The sequence below is a fragment of the Enterobacter asburiae genome (assembly GCF_008080435.1).
Classification (GTDB): domain Bacteria; phylum Pseudomonadota; class Gammaproteobacteria; order Enterobacterales; family Enterobacteriaceae; genus Enterobacter; species Enterobacter asburiae_C.
In genome coordinates, this window is the sequence record NZ_VRKN01000009.1 from 1 (window position 1) to 15,254 (window position 15,254).

The window sequence follows — 15,254 nt, forward strand, 5'->3', positions numbered from 1 at the left end:
GCGTCAGCGGTCAGGATTTCGCCGTTGAGCTTCGGTGGGGTCAGCGTCAGGCTGAAGTTGCCCTGGCTATCGGCAACAACTGTACCAAGGGTGACGTCGCCTTCACGGATGGTCACCGTGCTGCCTGCTTCCGCGATGCCGCTGATGGTACCGCCATCATTCGACACCACGAGGTTTCCAGGGGCAGACGGCGGCGTGGTGTCCACTACCAGTGTGAACGGGCTGGAGATACTGGTATTGCCGGCGGCATCCGTGGCGTGAACCGTCAGCGAATGCGGGCCGTCGGTGAGTGGGGTCGTTGGCGTAAAGTTCCAGCCGCCGCTACCGTCGAGGGTGGCGGTGCCGAGCAGGGTTTCGCCGTCATAGACGGTGATAACCGCATCAGCTGGCGCGGAGCCCTGTAGCAGCGGCTGGGTATCGTCCGTGGTATCACCGCTGCTGAGCGGCCCCTGAACGCCGCCGACATCATCGGTCACGGTAGCGATAGTCGCTGCTGGTGGCGGAGTGGTATCAACGGTAAAGGTGAAGCCCCCCGACGGGAGGCTTGTGTTACCCGCCGTGTCGGAGGCAACGGCGGTAAAGGTGTGAGCGCCCTCGACAAGCGGCGTGGTGGGAGTATAAGACCACAGACCGTTGCTGTTGGTTAGCACTGTGCCAATATCAGTACCGTCCAGGCGGATAGTAACGGTTGAACCTGGTTCAGCGGTGCCGGTGAGCGTCGGCGTCGTGTCGTTAGTGAGGCCATTCTGGCCCACGGTCCCGATGGTGGCCTGCACGTCATCAATAACCGCAACGATGACCGGCGCCTGTGGTGGAGTAAGATCCGGCGCTATGGCGGGTGCTGTCGGCCCCGTGTTGCCTGCCGCGTCGGTAGCGTCAGCGGTCAGGATTTCGCCGTTGAGCTTCGGTGGGGTCAGCGTCAGGCTGAAGTTGCCCTGGCTATCGGCAACAACTGTACCAAGGGTGACGTCGCCTTCACGGATGGTCACCGTGCTGCCTGCTTCCGCGATGCCACTGATGGTACTGCCATCATTCGACACCACGAGGTTTCCAGGGGCTGACGGCGGCGTGGTGTCCACGGTGAAGATGACAGGCTCTGAGGCCGTGCTCTGGTTTCCGGCGGCATCGGTTTCAATGACGGTTATCGAATGCGCTCCGTCCGGAAGCGGGCCGTTCGGCGTTACGCTCCAGGTGCCGTTGGGCTGCACCGTCGTGGTGCCAACCACCACGCCGTTATCGTAAATGGTGATGGTTCCGCCGGGCTCGCCGGTTCCCGCCAGGATCGGCAGTGAGGCATCGGTAGACATGCCCGACGTAATGGTTCCTCTAATTTGGCCCGTGTCGTCGGCTAGCACAATCGCGGAGGGTACTACCGGCGGGGTAACGTCGACCGTAAGGGTAAACACCGGTGAGGCTGGCCCGGTGTTGCCAGCGGCGTCGGTTGCCCGCACGGTAATCTGGTGAGTGCTTTCACTCAGGTCAACTGACGGGGTAAAGGTCCAGGTGCCGTTGCTGGCGACGACCGCCGTACCAATAGCGACTCCGCCGTCATAAATCGTCACGGTCGAGCCCGCTTCGCCGGTGCCGGTGAGCTGCGGGCGCTGATCGTTGGTGCTGCCGCCGTTGCTGACTGCCCCGGTCTGCGGGGCAATATCGTCCGTTACGTTGGTGATTGCTGGCGCATCGGGCGCGGTGGTGTCCGGTGCGGTAAGATTCGTGCCCGGGCTGGTATTCCCGGCGTTATCCGTCGCGGTGGCAGTCACCTGCTCGCCGTTGGTCAACGGTGTGCCGAGAGAGACGGTAAAGTTGCCGTCGCTGCCCGTTTTTCCTGTGCCAACGACATTGCCGTTCGCGTCTTTCAGCGTGATAGTACTGCCGGGTTCGGCGGTACCGGTGACCGTTTTGCCATCTGAAGAGAACTGAAGGCCGGAAGGCGCATTCGGCGGTGTTGTATCCGGATCGGCAGGATCGGCAGGATCGGCGGGTATGTTGGGGTTGGTGCTATTGTTATTGCCGCCATCACCGCCGCCACCGCCGCCGCCACCACCGGTGCTTGCCGCCGCCGCGATGCCGCCCGCTGCGACAATACCGCCCAGGGCCCATGGCCAGATGGCGGCGGCACCGGTGTCACTCCCGGAGGCTGCCAGCAGCACGTCCGTAGACGCGATAGATTCGTACGTGGCGGCTCCGGTCGGATCTTCAATCCACCATAATGCGCCGTTGCTGTCCTGCAGTACCAGCTGGCTCACGCCCTGCGCGTCCGTGACGTAGAAATTTTTAAGGGTGATCACCTCGCCAGAGTGCAGCGTAACCAGCAGATCGTTACCACTTCGCGCGAAGTGGGAGACGCTCGCTCGCTCGACATGAAGCTCAACGATTGAGGAATGGCTCAGCGTAACCTGTGTGCCTTCCGTGGTCGTTTCCACGCCAGTAAGTTTCGATATAACAGAGATTTGGCTCATTTAGGTATTACTCCAGCAGATGTATCATGAACGGCGAGCAAGACGAGCCATCTCTGCAGAAGGTAAAGGGCGCCCGGCGCAGTCGCTGTTATAACGCAGCACTGACCGTTGTTTTTAGCGCGCACGATGCCCGCCAGGATTCAGAGTGGCAACATCAGAGCGAATCTAATTTCTTATGAAAGAGAACCGTTTTTATTCGTGTTTTATGTCTTGTAAAACCCTGTAATTAATGGAGGAATCTGTTTTTGAGGATATAAAAATGATATAGACAGAAAACACGGGTTGTGCAAATTAAGCTTCCGTAAATAAGTGCGGAAACAATGAAGAGGACATTAATATATTGATGTTGTTAATAATTTGATTTGTATAACTATCTGTTTTGTATTGTTTTTATTTTTCCTTGTGATGTTGTTTTTTAATGTGGTTTACGCAGTATGATAATTGGTAGGGGGCACTATCAATATAATGTAAAACGTTATTGTTTAAGTGTGCTTAATATGCATTTAAGTTAGGGTAACGTTTTTGATATAAGATATATTATGTCGCTTGCGCAATAAAATATATTCTTATGCGGGGTTGAAATTCTGCTATCACGCGAATTAATAACGTTAAGGCAAGGATAAAATAACCTGATTCATTTCCATTGGGGCTACGACGTCAGCATGATTTTGGGACAGCAAAAAATTCACGGGGAGAATGAATAAAAATCGTCAGTCGGGCGTTTACTGACGTCACTCCCTTCTTACCCTGGAGCTTTATATGAGCACGACCTCGTTTCGTTTGATCCCGGTGCTGATTTTTTCCCTGCTGTCCCCTCTGGCGCTGGCAATGGGCAATAATAGTACCGAGAGCAAAACGCCCGATTGTCCTTCCGGACAGGTGTATGACAGCGCCACCCAGAAATGCGTGCCGGACAAGAGCAGCAGCCTCAGCGATCAGGATAAAACCAACTATGCGTACCATCTCGCGAAGAAAGGGGAATACCAGGCGGCGCTGAATCTGCTTGATTCGCTGAAAAATGGCAATACGGCTGAAGCGTGGAACTATCGCGGGTTCGCCACGCGCAAACTTGGCCGCACGGACGAAGGCATTGGTTATTACCAGCGCGCGCTGGCTATCGCACCGGATTATGCCAAAGCCCGGGAATATCTCGGTGAAGCGTGGATGGTAAAAGGACGTCCTGACCTCGCTAAAGAACAGCTGAAGGTGATTGCCGGTATTTGTGGCCAGTCCTGCGAGGAGTATCGCGACCTGCAGGCCGCCATCAACGGGCATCCGGAATCCTGATTTTCTCGTGGAGGGAAAACTCATCGCTACCAGTGAGGTTCGTCAACAGTTAGCCGCACACCTGTCGCGTCTCTGGCGCTATGGGCTGGTGTTGTCGCGAAACAGGGATGTCGCCGAAGAGCTGGTTCAGTCCACCTGCGTGCGTGCGCTTGAAAGGAGCAGCCAGTATACGCCTGGCACACGCATCGACAGGTGGCTGTTCGCGATACTGCACTCCATCTGGATCTCTGAGCTTCGGGCGCGACACGTGCGTCAGGGGCAGGGATTTGTGGCCAGCGACGATCTTCTGGCGCCGGACACCCGCGAACAGGATGAGACGCGCCTGCATTATCTGAAGGTGATGCAGCGTGTTAACGCGCTGCCTGAAGCCCAGCGCAACGCGGTATTTTTGGTTTATGTCGAAGGCTTTACCTACCAGGAAGCGGCGGAGACCCTGGCGGTGCCAATCGGTACCGTGATGAGCCGGCTGGCGACGGCACGGGCTCGGCTTGCCAGGTCTGCTGACGCACTGCCTCCGGTAAAGGAGAAACGCTCTTGAACTCGTACCGTTTTGCACCGCCCTATAACGACGACGCTATCGTGGCATGGATAGATGGCGAGATGTGCCGCGCCGACGCGCTGCATTTTGAAGAACAGTTGAAAAGTGATGAACGCCTCTCCGGGCGAACCGCCGAACTGATGAAAAGCAGCCAGGATTTCGCCGGGGCGTTTGCTTCTCTGCTGGATGACGCGCCTCTTCAGACAATGCAGGCGCGTCTGGCGGCGCTTCCCGATCCACAAGCCTCCACGCCGATCGGCGTCAGCAGGCGGGCGCTGATTGCCGCGTCGGTGAGTTTTTTGATGGTCGGCTCCGGGCTGGGCTACCTGCTGCGGCCCGCTTCCGCGCCAGCGGATGAGAACGCCCATATTCGCGACCTCGAAGCGCAATATATGTCCCTGTACAGCGTCGAGACGCTGCTGGATATGGACAGCGCAACGCCGGTCCTGCAGCGCGGGCTGGAACGAGCCGCGCAGGATATCGGCATGAAGCTGCACATGTCGCAGCTTGTCCTGCAGGGGGCTGAGCTGAAAATGGTGCGAATGCTGCGCTATGAAACTACCTCGATTGCGCAGATTGCCTGGATAAACGCCGACTACGGCCCGATGGCGCTCTGTATCTCTCCTGTTGATGAGAAGACGACGGCCTCTCTTCGCCAGGAGCAGCGGCACAGCATGAACCTGGTGTGGTGGCAGGATGCGGGCTACCAGTTTGTCCTGATTGGTCGCAATCCGCCGTCTCACCTGCGGGGAAACGCGGAGCAGCTACAGCGGCTCATCTCAGGATGACGGCACGTCGTTGGTCTTAATCGCAATGGCGATCGCAATACGATCGTCCACGACCAGCGCAAACTTATCCATCCCGTAGGCCGCGCGCGAGATCGCCGTCGTGGCATCCAGCGTGAGGGCCTGCGCGTGCGGGTCTTTCACGATGGCCTCCAGGATCACCGGGCGGGCAATGTTTCGCACGGTCAGCGTGCCAAACACCCTGAACCGCCCGTCGCCCTGGGCGACTACGCGAGAGCTGATGAACTCGATAGTCGGGTAGCGCTCAGATTCAAAAAACATATCGCTTTTCAGCTGCCAGGTGAGCAGCTTGTTTGAGGCCACGAGAGTCGCTACGGGAATGGTGACGTGAATATGGTCGTCGACGTCGTTTTCCGGGTTGAGCGTCACGGCGCCCGTCACGCCGCTGAATGTTGCCCAGGAGAGGATGCCGCCGAAGGCATGCCACGATAGTCGAATGGCGGTGTTATCGGTGTTGATGATGTAGCTCTTCGGGGCAGCCATCACCCACGGACAAACCAAAACAAGCACTATCACCAGGCGTCGCAGCATCTCAGGATCTCTTTTAGGGGGGCAGGGAGTAAACGCGTCAGCCCCGGGATCTATTCGGCTTTGTTGACTTTATTTCAACCGGAGCGCGATGACCGGACCTGGTGACAAGTGTAGCCTTGAGAGCGCAGAACAGGGGGGAATAAAAAAGGCCGCGTCTGCGGCCTTTCGAAGGGATTACTCAGTGACTTTCTTTTCCAGCTCGCTGGCACCTTCTTTGGTTTTGTTCCAGCCTTTCTCAGCGCCTTCTTTGGTGGCATCCCACCCTTTCTCGGTGCCTTGTTTGGTTTTATGCCAGGCCTTCTGGGAATCTTCGCTGACCTTGCTGCCCAGGCTCTCGCTTTTACCTTCCGCAGCATGCTTTTGTTTCAGCTTCAGCTCTTCACCTTTGTTCTGCTCTTCATGCAGTTTTTGCTTCGCCTCGTTGGCGTTTGCGTTCGCCGTAGCGACGGTATCGTCAGTTGCATGTGTGGTCGCAGCAAATACTGGGGAAGCCAGCAGAACGGCAGATAATGCGATAATTGTTTTTTTCATAATATCCTCATTTAACGTTATCGGTTATGAGCGTGATTCAGCATGGCACAGACGAAGCGGGGTGGCTTTAGGAAAAAACTGTAATGAGATCAATGTGCCTTGATGAGGGGAATTTCGGCTGAGGATTATCCAAAGGATAAAAAGCCTATTTCAGCAAGGGCAGCGAGGGTCAGGAGAATGAAGATTATGACGGTTATGGGTTTGTACATGGTGGGGTTCCTTCCGGGTTGGGGCGGCTAATCCGTAGCGCTGGGTGGTGTGGGTAATTTTGCACAGGAGGGGGGAGAGGGTGTTGATGTTTGTCAAAGCCAGGGGGTAACACTATAAACTACTGGCCTGTTGGTCGGTTTTTTTACAAAGATCGCGGTATACTGGCTTTGATTAGAAGGAGGGGAATGACATAGCGATAACGGAAGAAGCGTTGCTTAGATCTGGTTTCACAAAAGAAGAGCTGCAAAAACTTAAACGCTATGTGGATACTCAGTGTTCGACGCTGGATATTTTACTTCCTGCGCTTTCAAATCGGTTTAAAGGGACTGTTATACTTTCAGTCGTACTCACTGTTCTGTTCATACTGGCGGTATGCTTCGCTTCCCGAGAAAATATTATCTCATCAGGCGTTGCTGTGCTGTTTATCTTTGGCATCTTCTGTTGGATGACTCCTCTCAAATTAACGTATAAAGCCTGGCGTTTTAAGAGGGGCTATTATCAATAGACAGTAAGTCAAAAACAATTTTTGCGTTTATGCCATATCCGATGATTTTCATAGTAAGTTTTGGCCGACTCATTGAGTCCATTTTTCTGTAAAAATCTGAGCGCATAAAATAAAACAAACGCAAGGAGCCAGGTTTGCGAAGTAAACCAAATACGCTGTAAGCATTGGCAGCAAGGCTTACCGTTTTATACGCAGCCAGACCAGTCTCACCGCGAAATCCCATAAACCAGAGGGCCGTGTCATAATCTCATAAAGACTGCTTTATTGCCTTTACTGGTACGACTATGTCAGTCAGATATCGGAGTAATCGACGATGGCCAGAAATTTCTCCGAATTTACAGGACAATATAACGCATCGGGAGAACCCTCTTAGAACATTATTGTTCCTGCAAAAAATATCTAGCCTGCCTATACACGGCGCGATACTCTGTAATGCTTTGTCTTTTTTGTGAACAGGAAAAAGTATGCTTAGTACGTTACCCGATTTACACAGAAGTTTTGCAGAGCAACTCAAGCTGAAATTTCAGGCTGATTCGCGGATTCACTCCCTTCTCGCTGGCGGTTCGCTTGTTCATGGCGGGTTCGATAAATACTCCGACCTCGATTTTGTCGTTGTGGTAGACCCTCTCTACTATGACGAAATCCTGGCACAGCGTATTGTGCTCGCCGGAACACTGGGCCATCTGCTCCATGCTTTCACCGGAGAACATGTAGGAGAGCCTCGTCTGCTTATCTGCCTGTATGGCCCCGAACTATTCTTCCGGGAACAAGTGCTGGGACCTATGCTGTTCCGTCGTGCAAATCTTCCGCAACGTGGGGTTCGCCGCATTGAATTCCTCAGCATTGATCCTGATGGTCTGCTGACTTCCACGCTGGCAACGCACGATCGTGACTCCGTCAGCATGGCCATCAGAAAGGCTGTTGACGCTTATATCACTCTGCGGGCTGATGCGCTGCCGGAAAATATCGCAGACGATGAGGCACATTGGGCGGTCCTTGCCATGCTGAAAGCTGGAACCCGACCCTGAAAGGTTTTGGTCTGCTCCGCCCCCGCGTTCAGACGACCTTTGCTAAAAAATGGTCGTCTGAATTTCGGTTGTGAGGTTCTTACTCAATGCTTAGATTCATTTTCAATCTATCGAGAGGATATGAATATGAACTTTGCAGAACTCCATTATCAGCATGAGCCTCTTCTTATCGCCAACGTCTGGGATGCCGCCATTGCTGTCGCAGCGCAAAAAGCAGGCTATCAGGTACTGGGAACATCCAGTGCAGCTATAGCGTCCACACTGGGATATGAAGACGGGCAGGGAGTGCCGTTTGATGAGTTATTTTATATGGTCACTCGGATTCGGGCTGTCAGCAACCTGCCATTGAGCGTTGACATGGAAGCAGGATATGGTGATTCAGCCGAAGAGATAACAGCCAATTTGAGGCGCCTTGCTCAGACAGGCGTCGCAGGCGTTAACCTCGAAGACAGCAGAGCCATAAACGGGGTGCGTCAGCTCGACGATGTCTCTGATTTTTCCCGTAACCTGAGAACAGTATGCGATGCGCTGAGAAGCGAAAGTTACAGCCTGTTTCTGAACATCCGGACTGACACGTACCTTCTCGGGCATGAAGATGCGTTGCAGGAGACGATATTACGGGGTCAAAGATATAAAGCTGCAGGTGCTGACGGCCTTTTTGTTCCCTGCCTGACGTCAGAGAGAGACATCAGCCTCATTGCAGAGGCAACGGGTCTGCCTCTGAATGTCGTGTGTATGCCTAATCTTCCGTCATTCAGCAGGCTGAAATTGGCCGGGGCAAGCCGCATTTCAATGGGCAATTTTGTTCATTCAGCCATGCAGTCAACGCTGACTGATGTCATGCATGCGATCCGATCTCGTCAGACGTTTGAAGGACTTTTTGGTGATGAAAATAACCGATAAGAATTTGTGTGATATCTGGTATCAGGCATTACTTGAACGTGCTTCAGAATATACTGGCGTGTTTTTTGTGGGCGTCAAAACCACTGGCGTATTCTGCATTTCGGTATGCCGGGCGCGAAAGCCCAAACGCGAAAATGTAGAATTTTATAAAGATGCCAAATCTGCCCTGGCGGACGGCTTTCGTCCCTGTAAGGTCTGCAGACCTGCGGAAAATGCGCACAGCGCGCCATTATTCGTTGAGCAGGCGCTTGCGCTTGTCAGGCGCGATATCAAATCCCGTGTTGCAGACGCGGAGCTTCGTCAGCATGGAATCAGCCCGGAGCGGGTAAGACGCTGGTTTCAGCAACATCATGGCATCACTTTTCAGGCTTTCCAGCGAATGCAGCGGGTGAACGTTGCCCTGCAGGAGTTGAAAAGCGGACGAGCGGCGACTGACGTTGCGCTGGACAATGGCTATGAATCCCTGAGTGGATTTGGTTACACCTACAAGCGGCTTACTGGCGCAGCGCCGACTCAGGCAACTCAGGTGATAGTCATTCACCGGTTTACCACGACGCTTGGGCCTATGTTTGTCTGTGCGACAGAGCGGGGAGTCTGCCTGCTGGAGTTTACCGATCGCCGGATGTTAGAAACAGAATTTCGCGATATCCAGCGTTTATTTAACGCCAGAATTGTCACCGGAGAAAACAGCCATACCCGGCAGACAGTAAAAGAGATCAGCGAGTATTTTGCCGGAACGCGCCGACAGTTTGGCCTCTCTTTAGATGCTCCGGGCAGTGATTTTCAACAATCCGTCTGGCATGAGTTGCGTGCTGTTCCCTATGGACAGACCACACACTATCAGGCCATTTCACTACGGATTAATAAGCCAAATGCTGTACGCGCCGTCGCTGCTGCTAATGGTGCAAACCGGATTGCGATTGTGATCCCCTGTCACAGGATAATTGGAAAAGATGGCGCGATGACGGGTTACGGAGGGGGGATTTCTCGAAAAGAATGGCTCATTGAGCATGAGAGAAATAATGTTTAATGGCGTGATGCTCAACTGTAGCCGGAAAATTATACGGACTTCGCAGGACGTGTTGAGGGCACAAAAAAGCCCGCAGGGCTTACACCGTGCGGGCTTTCAGGACTTCATCGGATGACTCTGGTAATCACCGATGGAGAATTTTGGTGGCTGGCGTCCCTGTAACTGGTTTCTTATTTAATTGATTTATATTGTTATTTAATGTTTATTTTCAATTGAGGGTTCTATTTGGGGTTCAATGATGAAACCATTAAACGAAGCAGCTGAACACTTGACGTCAAACTGTGCCAAAAGATAACACATCAGCCAGTTCAGCTACCAACTCGAAGTTGAACTCACATCATCCGTGTCAGCTTTTCTTCCTTTAACCAGCCGAATGCGTTAGCGTCATTGAAACAGTTTCTCATGGTCATTGATGGAGAAGGTATGAAGGATAGGATCGTCGAAATACTACAATACACCCTGAAAAAAGATTCTGGTGAGGAGTTTCATCAGATCATGCATGAAGTCAGTGTTCCACTTCATACCCGGAACGGTATCGATGTGGTTGCGTACGGAAATTCTCTGCACGATGCTGACAGCTACTACCTCATACGAGCTTTTGAAAGTGAAGAACAGATGAAAAGCGTTCTTGAGGATTTCTACGCAAGTGCGGGTTGGCGCAATGGCCCACGAGAAGCAATCATCAGTCGAATTGAACTCAGTTTAAAATCAGTTCTATCACTACCACAAAGCGGTATTGATGGATTGAGATAAAGTGAGCAAAGGGGGATGCGCTGTTAAGTGGGTATCCTCCGCAGTACAGAATTTAAACTGAGTTATCATAATTGATTGATAAATATATATATTTTTAAAATCCTTTTTCCTCTACTAAAAATAGCACTTTTTGCTAAATCCCTCTAAGTCCCGTCTTGTAACAGCATTCAGACTATCCCTTTCTGATTTGTACAAAAAACATTCATTTACGCAATAATTCCGAAAAAACAGGTGTTGATTGTCATAAGCGATATTCGAATAATGACCTCATCAAAACAACGACGAGGAAATATATGAACGAAAGAAAAAGATTTATCCGTTTACCTGAAGTACTAAACAGAACTGGCCTTTGTAAGGCTTGGATTTATCGCCTGATTAGTCGCAATGAGTTCCCGGCCCAAGTAAAACTTGGTGAAAGAACAATAGCATTCTTAGAGAGTGATATTGATAAGTGGATTGATGAAAAGATTTCTTTATCACGTAATAAAGTAGCATAAAAATCATAATGGTTTCGGTACAGCTGGTTTATCTATTAACTAAAAATATAAATGTGGGAGGTTTTATGTAAATACAATCGCACTTAGCATCAGAATAAAAACAAAAAAATAACCCGCTCTCAAAATAATGCATGAAAATGTAGAGGGCTATACATCAAAAAAATATGGAGTAACTATATGAATACTGAAGAACTAAATAACATTAAGGACTCATCGACTAAAGTTTTTGCTGCTATGGCGAAGAATCTTTATATCACAGGAATACGTATATATAAAGAACAAGAAGAATATGAGGTATTGGCAGCCATAATGTTAGATAGTGATAGAACGGAGTCATATATTTTGCATGTTAAAGAATATCTGGCAAAACGCTTTGATGAACATATGGAAGAAGTGGGTAAAAGAGAAAGGCTTATCTATGTTGATATGGATAAAGTCATGTGTGAAATGAGATATGTTCATACTCAAGCATTACTTTTTAGTATGAGTTAACAACAGCGTATTCGGCCCCGAAAGGGGCTAATGAAAAAACACAATGAATTAAATAAGCATTTAACTATGAGGATATAAATATGTCTAAAGAAAAGATAGGTATTAATAAATCAACCGAACTGTTCTATGACCTTGCTTGTAGGTCGTTTACAGCAAGTTGGGAGATGTTCATGGAAGTCAATGGTGATGGAGACGCAAATGATTATCTGGATGATCCCGCTTTCATGAATCTATTTAATGTTTATATTATTGACCATATCCAGAACAACTTTGAAAGATTCACTGTCCAAGAAGGAAACAGTGGTGATATTAATCAAGTTGACTTTGAACTAGTCGCTGCCATGTTAGTTGAGTATTCAGGAAGCTTTAGAAAATAAGAACCAATCTTGCCCCGTAAGGGGCTAAACAAAAATATAAAAGGGAAATATAAATGACAAATAAAATATCTGTAGCAGTAAGTATGTTGTGCGAAGAAACCCCGAAAGTAATGAATATTATTCAAGAAAGCTTTGATATATTTGTTGCTCTAAGTGGGTATTCAGTAGAAGAAATCATAGAAGATAAAAACTTAGTTGATGCATTGAATCGACATGTTAATAACGATTTAGTCGATGAGTTAGATCTGGAATATGGCTCTGTAATCCTCAAGCTTGTTTATAAGAACCAATGCATTCCTAAATATTAACATAATAAGAGGATTAAAGATGAAAGAGATTATATTTAATAAAAGTGAAAAAGAAAAAACGAACTTATTGCTAACATCTTACAAGGATACTGTGATGAGATATATTCCATTTATGAAAAACATCCTGAAACAGCAATCGATATTTTTAATGATGGGTTCCTTTCAGGCATCACATATAATTTTTTGATTGCTCTTGAGATGAAGAAATACTCTATCAAAAATGATGTGTCTGATATCAATAGAAGAGATTTAAAAGCCACAATATTGTATTGGCATCAAGAACACATCATCGAACATGTTATGAAAAATATAAAACCTGATAAAAATCAAGATCCCATTTATTGGAGGTTAAAGTTCACATTGATTTGATATTAAAATATGATGAATATTCCCTCGTGCAGAGGGAAATAATCCTGTAAAGAATCGGAGATAAGCAATATGATTGATGAATTCCATGTTATGTATATGTACAAAAAAATCCAAGCTGAAGCGGCTACTACTGACATCAAAACACTGGAACAGCTTTTGAATAAGTTCCGTAAAGTTGTTGCGGAGCGCCGGGAAGAATACTATCAGGAGATTGGTGAGAAAAAGGCTCAGAAATTGAGAGCCAAGAGGTTACAACAGTTGCTTGAGAAAATGGGACATGATCGTATTTCACCAAAAGATTTATACAGATGATCATCAAATCTATATGGCGATATATTGTCCATATTAAATGTTTAATGAAATATTTTCTATTACTATACCAATGCTCATTCCTTAAATAAAATCTAGCTAATATGTAAGTCTGCATACAATAACTAAACTAAGATTATTCCTAATTATAGGTTATGGATAACTAACTGTTTTCGCGTGATAATATGAAGGAATATAATCAAACTGTTTCAGTAATTTTAACTCGATGATGATAAAGCGGCATTCAGTTGCCTGACGCGGGAGGGACTTTGCGATCCAATCGAACAAAACCACATATATTTCGGCTGACAAGTTCAGTTGGGGCTTGTGGTGCCAACGAAGTAAAAGAAGTTAAAAATCTACAGTTAATGTTAGATGCTGCAGGTTATACCTTGAGTACTGGGCGGCCTTTACCTGTGACGGGGCACTGTTCTGCTGATACTATTGAAGCCATACGCTGGTATCAATCGCTACTAAGAATGTCTCCAACAGGGCTTGTACAACCCACTGACATCTGGTTTATGGAGGCAATGCGCAATGCCTCAAGCACCGAATGGCGACCTAAGCATAGTGGAGGTATATTGACAGTTAAGGAAGGTCAGTTGACCTTTGACTACGAAGGTGTTGATTATATCACTGCAGTTGAACCTTTTCGACAACCATCCCGTATGCCGTGGTTCTCCCGCATTTTGCATCATCCTACCAATGATTCAGGTGTAACGTTGGGACGTGGTTTTGATATGAAGAAGCGAAGTGCCGGGGAAATACTCTCTTTGCTAAGACAGGCCGGGATTAAAGAGTATAAAGCACAGCTTTGTGCGCTGGCATCACATCTGTCAGGACACGAGGCTGATATTTTTATTGAAGTTTATGGCCCACTGGTAGGGGAGATTAGCCATTATCAACAGGTCAGGCTTTTTGAGTTATCCTATGCTGAAAAAGTCAGTTACGCTAAACACCTGTATCTAAAATTTTCAGCAAAAGTGCCATCACCTGTATCATGGGATAATATAGACCAGAAAATTAAAGATACTTTTGTTGATACCCTTTTTCAGGGGAATGTTACAGCCAGTGATATGGTAGCAATAATTGCTAAAAATGGCAGTAAACAAGATGTTATCACATATCTTAATAATGATATTTATCAGAAAAGAGATCCTCGCAGGTTAACTTTACGGTTGAATTATTTAAAATGAAAAAAATATTTTTTTTGATATCGTTACTTGCACTCCAGTTTAATGCAGTTGCTGACTCATTTCCAATGTTGAAAAATAAAGCTGTTGAAGATTGTGTCGCAAAATATAGTGAAGAGGACGATGAATGTCTTGGCTCTCTGAATGAGAAGACAAATGCTGAACTACAAAAAAGCTATAATGAAAAGTTTCATGAGTTAGAGGAAATGGATTATTCAAAGTGGTGGATGGGAAGTAAGGAACAAAAACAGAGTATGTTATCTGCTTTCAAAAAAAGCCAAGATGGGTGGGTTCAATATAGAGATAATTATTGCCAAGTTCTTACAACAAGTGAACAGGGGGGACATGCCTTTGGTGAGGTAATGCTGAGTTGCTTGATTAATATGAATAATAATAGAATTGCAGAGATAAAAATGACTAATCCGTAGTTGATTTATTTGTATTAGCTCTGGCATGAATTAATACAAATTATTGTCTCCGGGTTTGTTGTAACGATGGCAACTAAACCCGGATAACAGAGGCTATACATCTACAAATAGTTAGATCTCAAAGTCTTCAAGTTTTTTACCAGCCTCGATAGCTGCTGCTATCGATTTAGGCGTGGGTCCCTGACCCGTCCAAGTCTGCTCATTACCGTTTTAATCTGTATATTTGTATTTTGCCGGACGTGAAGTGCGTACCGATTTGGCTTTAGGTTGAGATGAACCAACTGCTGCGAGTAGTTCAGCAAGGTCAATACCATCTTCTAACAGTTTCTGGAGGAAGGCTTCCAATGATTCCTGTTCCAGCAATGTGATTGTTTTGGACAATCACTCAGTGCTGCTGTTGGGGATATAGTTTTACTATGCGTGTAAAAGAACATTCTATATCCTTGATGATCTTCTAATTAATATATAGAGAAAGGGCGAAGCCATGAGCGAAAGCTCATAAGAAAAGATCTGTTTTTCAATATGAAGTTTTAATTAAGCATAGGACAAAGTTTGTGTATAAAATGTCTTAAAAACTAAACCGCACATGAAGTGACAAGTAAGATCAATCATACCATTATTTCTTCATCGGCTATTGCCGATTTTTTTTTTGGATAAAATCATCCCTAACAGAGATGAACCCTGTTCCAGCAATGTG

17 protein-coding genes and 3 pseudogenes are annotated in these 15,254 nt (G+C 47.8%); 15 read left to right on the plus strand and 5 right to left on the minus strand.

Going from position 1 to position 15,254, the window contains the following annotated elements; genetic code table 11:
* Positions 1–2,462, minus strand: a 2,462-nt coding sequence (locus FU672_RS16695; RefSeq protein WP_148244101.1) for an Ig-like domain-containing protein, incomplete at its 3' end; no start/stop codon positions are given.
* A gap of 759 nt (positions 2,463–3,221) precedes the next feature.
* Here FU672_RS16695 and FU672_RS16700 point away from each other — a divergent pair.
* From FU672_RS16700 to FU672_RS16710, 3 genes are read left to right on the plus strand one after another with little or no spacing between them, the layout of a single operon-like run.
* Positions 3,222–3,749, plus strand: a complete 528-nt coding sequence (locus FU672_RS16700) for a tetratricopeptide repeat protein (RefSeq protein WP_148244102.1) — start codon at positions 3,222–3,224, stop codon at positions 3,747–3,749.
* A 7-nt stretch (positions 3,750–3,756) separates the two neighbouring features.
* Positions 3,757–4,287, plus strand: coding sequence for a sigma-70 family RNA polymerase sigma factor (locus FU672_RS16705; RefSeq protein WP_148244103.1), 531 nt, complete (start codon positions 3,757–3,759; stop codon positions 4,285–4,287).
* The gene (locus FU672_RS16710; protein WP_148244104.1) at positions 4,284–5,075 is read left to right on the plus strand and encodes an anti-sigma factor family protein; all 792 of its coding nucleotides are present in this window, start codon (positions 4,284–4,286) and stop codon (positions 5,073–5,075) included. Before FU672_RS16705 ends, FU672_RS16710 begins: the two co-directional genes overlap by 4 nt.
* Here FU672_RS16710 and FU672_RS16715 read toward each other — a convergent pair.
* The 3 genes and pseudogenes from FU672_RS16715 to FU672_RS16725 form a co-directional block, all read right to left on the minus strand.
* Positions 5,067–5,624, minus strand: coding sequence for a YceI family protein (locus FU672_RS16715; RefSeq protein WP_148244105.1), 558 nt, complete (start codon positions 5,622–5,624; stop codon positions 5,067–5,069). The genes FU672_RS16710 and FU672_RS16715 overlap by 9 nt on opposite strands.
* Positions 5,625–5,798: 174 nt before the next feature.
* The gene (locus FU672_RS16720; RefSeq protein WP_148244106.1) at positions 5,799–6,155 is read right to left on the minus strand and encodes a KPN_00521 family repetitive protein; all 357 of its coding nucleotides are present in this window, start codon (positions 6,153–6,155) and stop codon (positions 5,799–5,801) included.
* A gap of 692 nt (positions 6,156–6,847) precedes the next feature.
* A pseudogene (locus tag FU672_RS16725) lies at positions 6,848–7,102 on the minus strand (DUF4225 domain-containing protein); the annotation flags it as partial.
* Positions 7,103–7,334: 232 nt separating this feature from the next.
* Here FU672_RS16725 and FU672_RS16730 point away from each other — a divergent pair.
* The 12 genes and pseudogenes from FU672_RS16730 (at position 7,335) to FU672_RS16785 (ending at position 14,557) form a co-directional block, all read left to right on the plus strand.
* Positions 7,335–7,898: a nucleotidyltransferase domain-containing protein gene (locus FU672_RS16730; RefSeq protein WP_148244107.1), complete on the plus strand. Its 564-nt coding sequence runs from the start codon at positions 7,335–7,337 to the stop codon at positions 7,896–7,898.
* A gap of 126 nt (positions 7,899–8,024) precedes the next feature.
* The gene (locus FU672_RS16735) at positions 8,025–8,801 is read left to right on the plus strand and encodes an isocitrate lyase/PEP mutase family protein (RefSeq protein WP_148244108.1); all 777 of its coding nucleotides are present in this window, start codon (positions 8,025–8,027) and stop codon (positions 8,799–8,801) included.
* Positions 8,785–9,831, plus strand: a complete 1,047-nt coding sequence (locus FU672_RS16740; RefSeq protein WP_148244209.1) for a bifunctional transcriptional activator/DNA repair enzyme AdaA — start codon at positions 8,785–8,787, stop codon at positions 9,829–9,831. Before FU672_RS16735 ends, FU672_RS16740 begins: the two co-directional genes overlap by 17 nt.
* A 423-nt stretch (positions 9,832–10,254) precedes the next feature.
* The gene (locus tag FU672_RS16745; RefSeq protein WP_148244109.1) at positions 10,255–10,584 is read left to right on the plus strand and encodes an NIPSNAP family protein; all 330 of its coding nucleotides are present in this window, start codon (positions 10,255–10,257) and stop codon (positions 10,582–10,584) included.
* 293 nt (positions 10,585–10,877) lie between these two features.
* Positions 10,878–11,081: a helix-turn-helix transcriptional regulator gene (locus FU672_RS16750; protein WP_148244110.1), complete on the plus strand. Its 204-nt coding sequence runs from the start codon at positions 10,878–10,880 to the stop codon at positions 11,079–11,081.
* Positions 11,082–11,258: 177 nt separating this feature from the next.
* A complete protein-coding gene (locus FU672_RS16755; RefSeq protein ID WP_148244111.1) occupies positions 11,259–11,573 on the plus strand; it encodes a hypothetical protein in 315 nt (104 codons plus the stop codon).
* A gap of 80 nt (positions 11,574–11,653) precedes the next feature.
* Positions 11,654–11,950, plus strand: coding sequence for a hypothetical protein (locus FU672_RS16760; protein ID WP_148244112.1), 297 nt, complete (start codon positions 11,654–11,656; stop codon positions 11,948–11,950).
* A 53-nt stretch (positions 11,951–12,003) separates the two neighbouring features.
* Positions 12,004–12,258 (plus strand): hypothetical protein, encoded by a 255-nt coding sequence (locus tag FU672_RS16765; RefSeq protein ID WP_148244113.1) that lies wholly within the window; start codon positions 12,004–12,006, stop codon positions 12,256–12,258.
* 19 nt (positions 12,259–12,277) lie between these two features.
* Positions 12,278–12,627 (plus strand): annotated as a pseudogene (locus FU672_RS25145) (hypothetical protein).
* 69 nt (positions 12,628–12,696) lie between these two features.
* On the plus strand, positions 12,697–12,939 hold the full coding sequence (locus FU672_RS16775; protein WP_148244114.1) for an H-NS family histone-like protein: 243 nt from the start codon (positions 12,697–12,699) through the stop codon (positions 12,937–12,939).
* A 266-nt stretch (positions 12,940–13,205) separates the two neighbouring features.
* The gene (locus FU672_RS16780; RefSeq protein ID WP_148244115.1) at positions 13,206–14,132 is read left to right on the plus strand and encodes a DUF8812 domain-containing protein; all 927 of its coding nucleotides are present in this window, start codon (positions 13,206–13,208) and stop codon (positions 14,130–14,132) included.
* Entirely contained in the window at positions 14,129–14,557 is a 429-nt protein-coding gene (locus tag FU672_RS16785) for a lysozyme inhibitor LprI family protein (protein WP_262349023.1), read from the plus strand. The genes FU672_RS16780 and FU672_RS16785 overlap by 4 nt, the downstream gene beginning before the upstream one ends.
* A 111-nt stretch (positions 14,558–14,668) precedes the next feature.
* Here the strand turns inward: FU672_RS16785 and FU672_RS16790 are convergent.
* A pseudogene (locus FU672_RS16790) lies at positions 14,669–14,911 on the minus strand (H-NS family nucleoid-associated regulatory protein); the annotation flags it as partial.
* Between the last annotated feature and the right edge of the window lie 343 nt (positions 14,912–15,254).

Coding starts and splice junctions, on each gene's coding strand:
- FU672_RS16760 (WP_148244112.1), top strand. CDS start 11,654: ATGTCTAAAGAAAAGATAGGTATTAATAAATCAACCGAACTGTTCTAT.
- FU672_RS16700 (WP_148244102.1), top strand. CDS start 3,222: ATGAGCACGACCTCGTTTCGTTTGATCCCGGTGCTGATTTTTTCCCTG.
- FU672_RS16740 (WP_148244209.1), top strand. CDS start 8,785: ATGAAAATAACCGATAAGAATTTGTGTGATATCTGGTATCAGGCATTA.
- FU672_RS16735 (WP_148244108.1), top strand. CDS start 8,025: ATGAACTTTGCAGAACTCCATTATCAGCATGAGCCTCTTCTTATCGCC.
- FU672_RS16745 (WP_148244109.1), top strand. CDS start 10,255: ATGAAGGATAGGATCGTCGAAATACTACAATACACCCTGAAAAAAGAT.
- FU672_RS16755 (WP_148244111.1), top strand. CDS start 11,259: ATGAATACTGAAGAACTAAATAACATTAAGGACTCATCGACTAAAGTT.
- FU672_RS16750 (WP_148244110.1), top strand. CDS start 10,878: ATGAACGAAAGAAAAAGATTTATCCGTTTACCTGAAGTACTAAACAGA.
- FU672_RS16730 (WP_148244107.1), top strand. CDS start 7,335: ATGCTTAGTACGTTACCCGATTTACACAGAAGTTTTGCAGAGCAACTC.
- FU672_RS16765 (WP_148244113.1), top strand. CDS start 12,004: ATGACAAATAAAATATCTGTAGCAGTAAGTATGTTGTGCGAAGAAACC.
- FU672_RS16785 (WP_262349023.1), top strand. CDS start 14,129: ATGAAAAAAATATTTTTTTTGATATCGTTACTTGCACTCCAGTTTAAT.
- FU672_RS16720 (WP_148244106.1), bottom strand. CDS start 6,155: ATGAAAAAAACAATTATCGCATTATCTGCCGTTCTGCTGGCTTCCCCA.
- FU672_RS16775 (WP_148244114.1), top strand. CDS start 12,697: ATGATTGATGAATTCCATGTTATGTATATGTACAAAAAAATCCAAGCT.
- FU672_RS16715 (WP_148244105.1), bottom strand. CDS start 5,624: ATGCTGCGACGCCTGGTGATAGTGCTTGTTTTGGTTTGTCCGTGGGTG.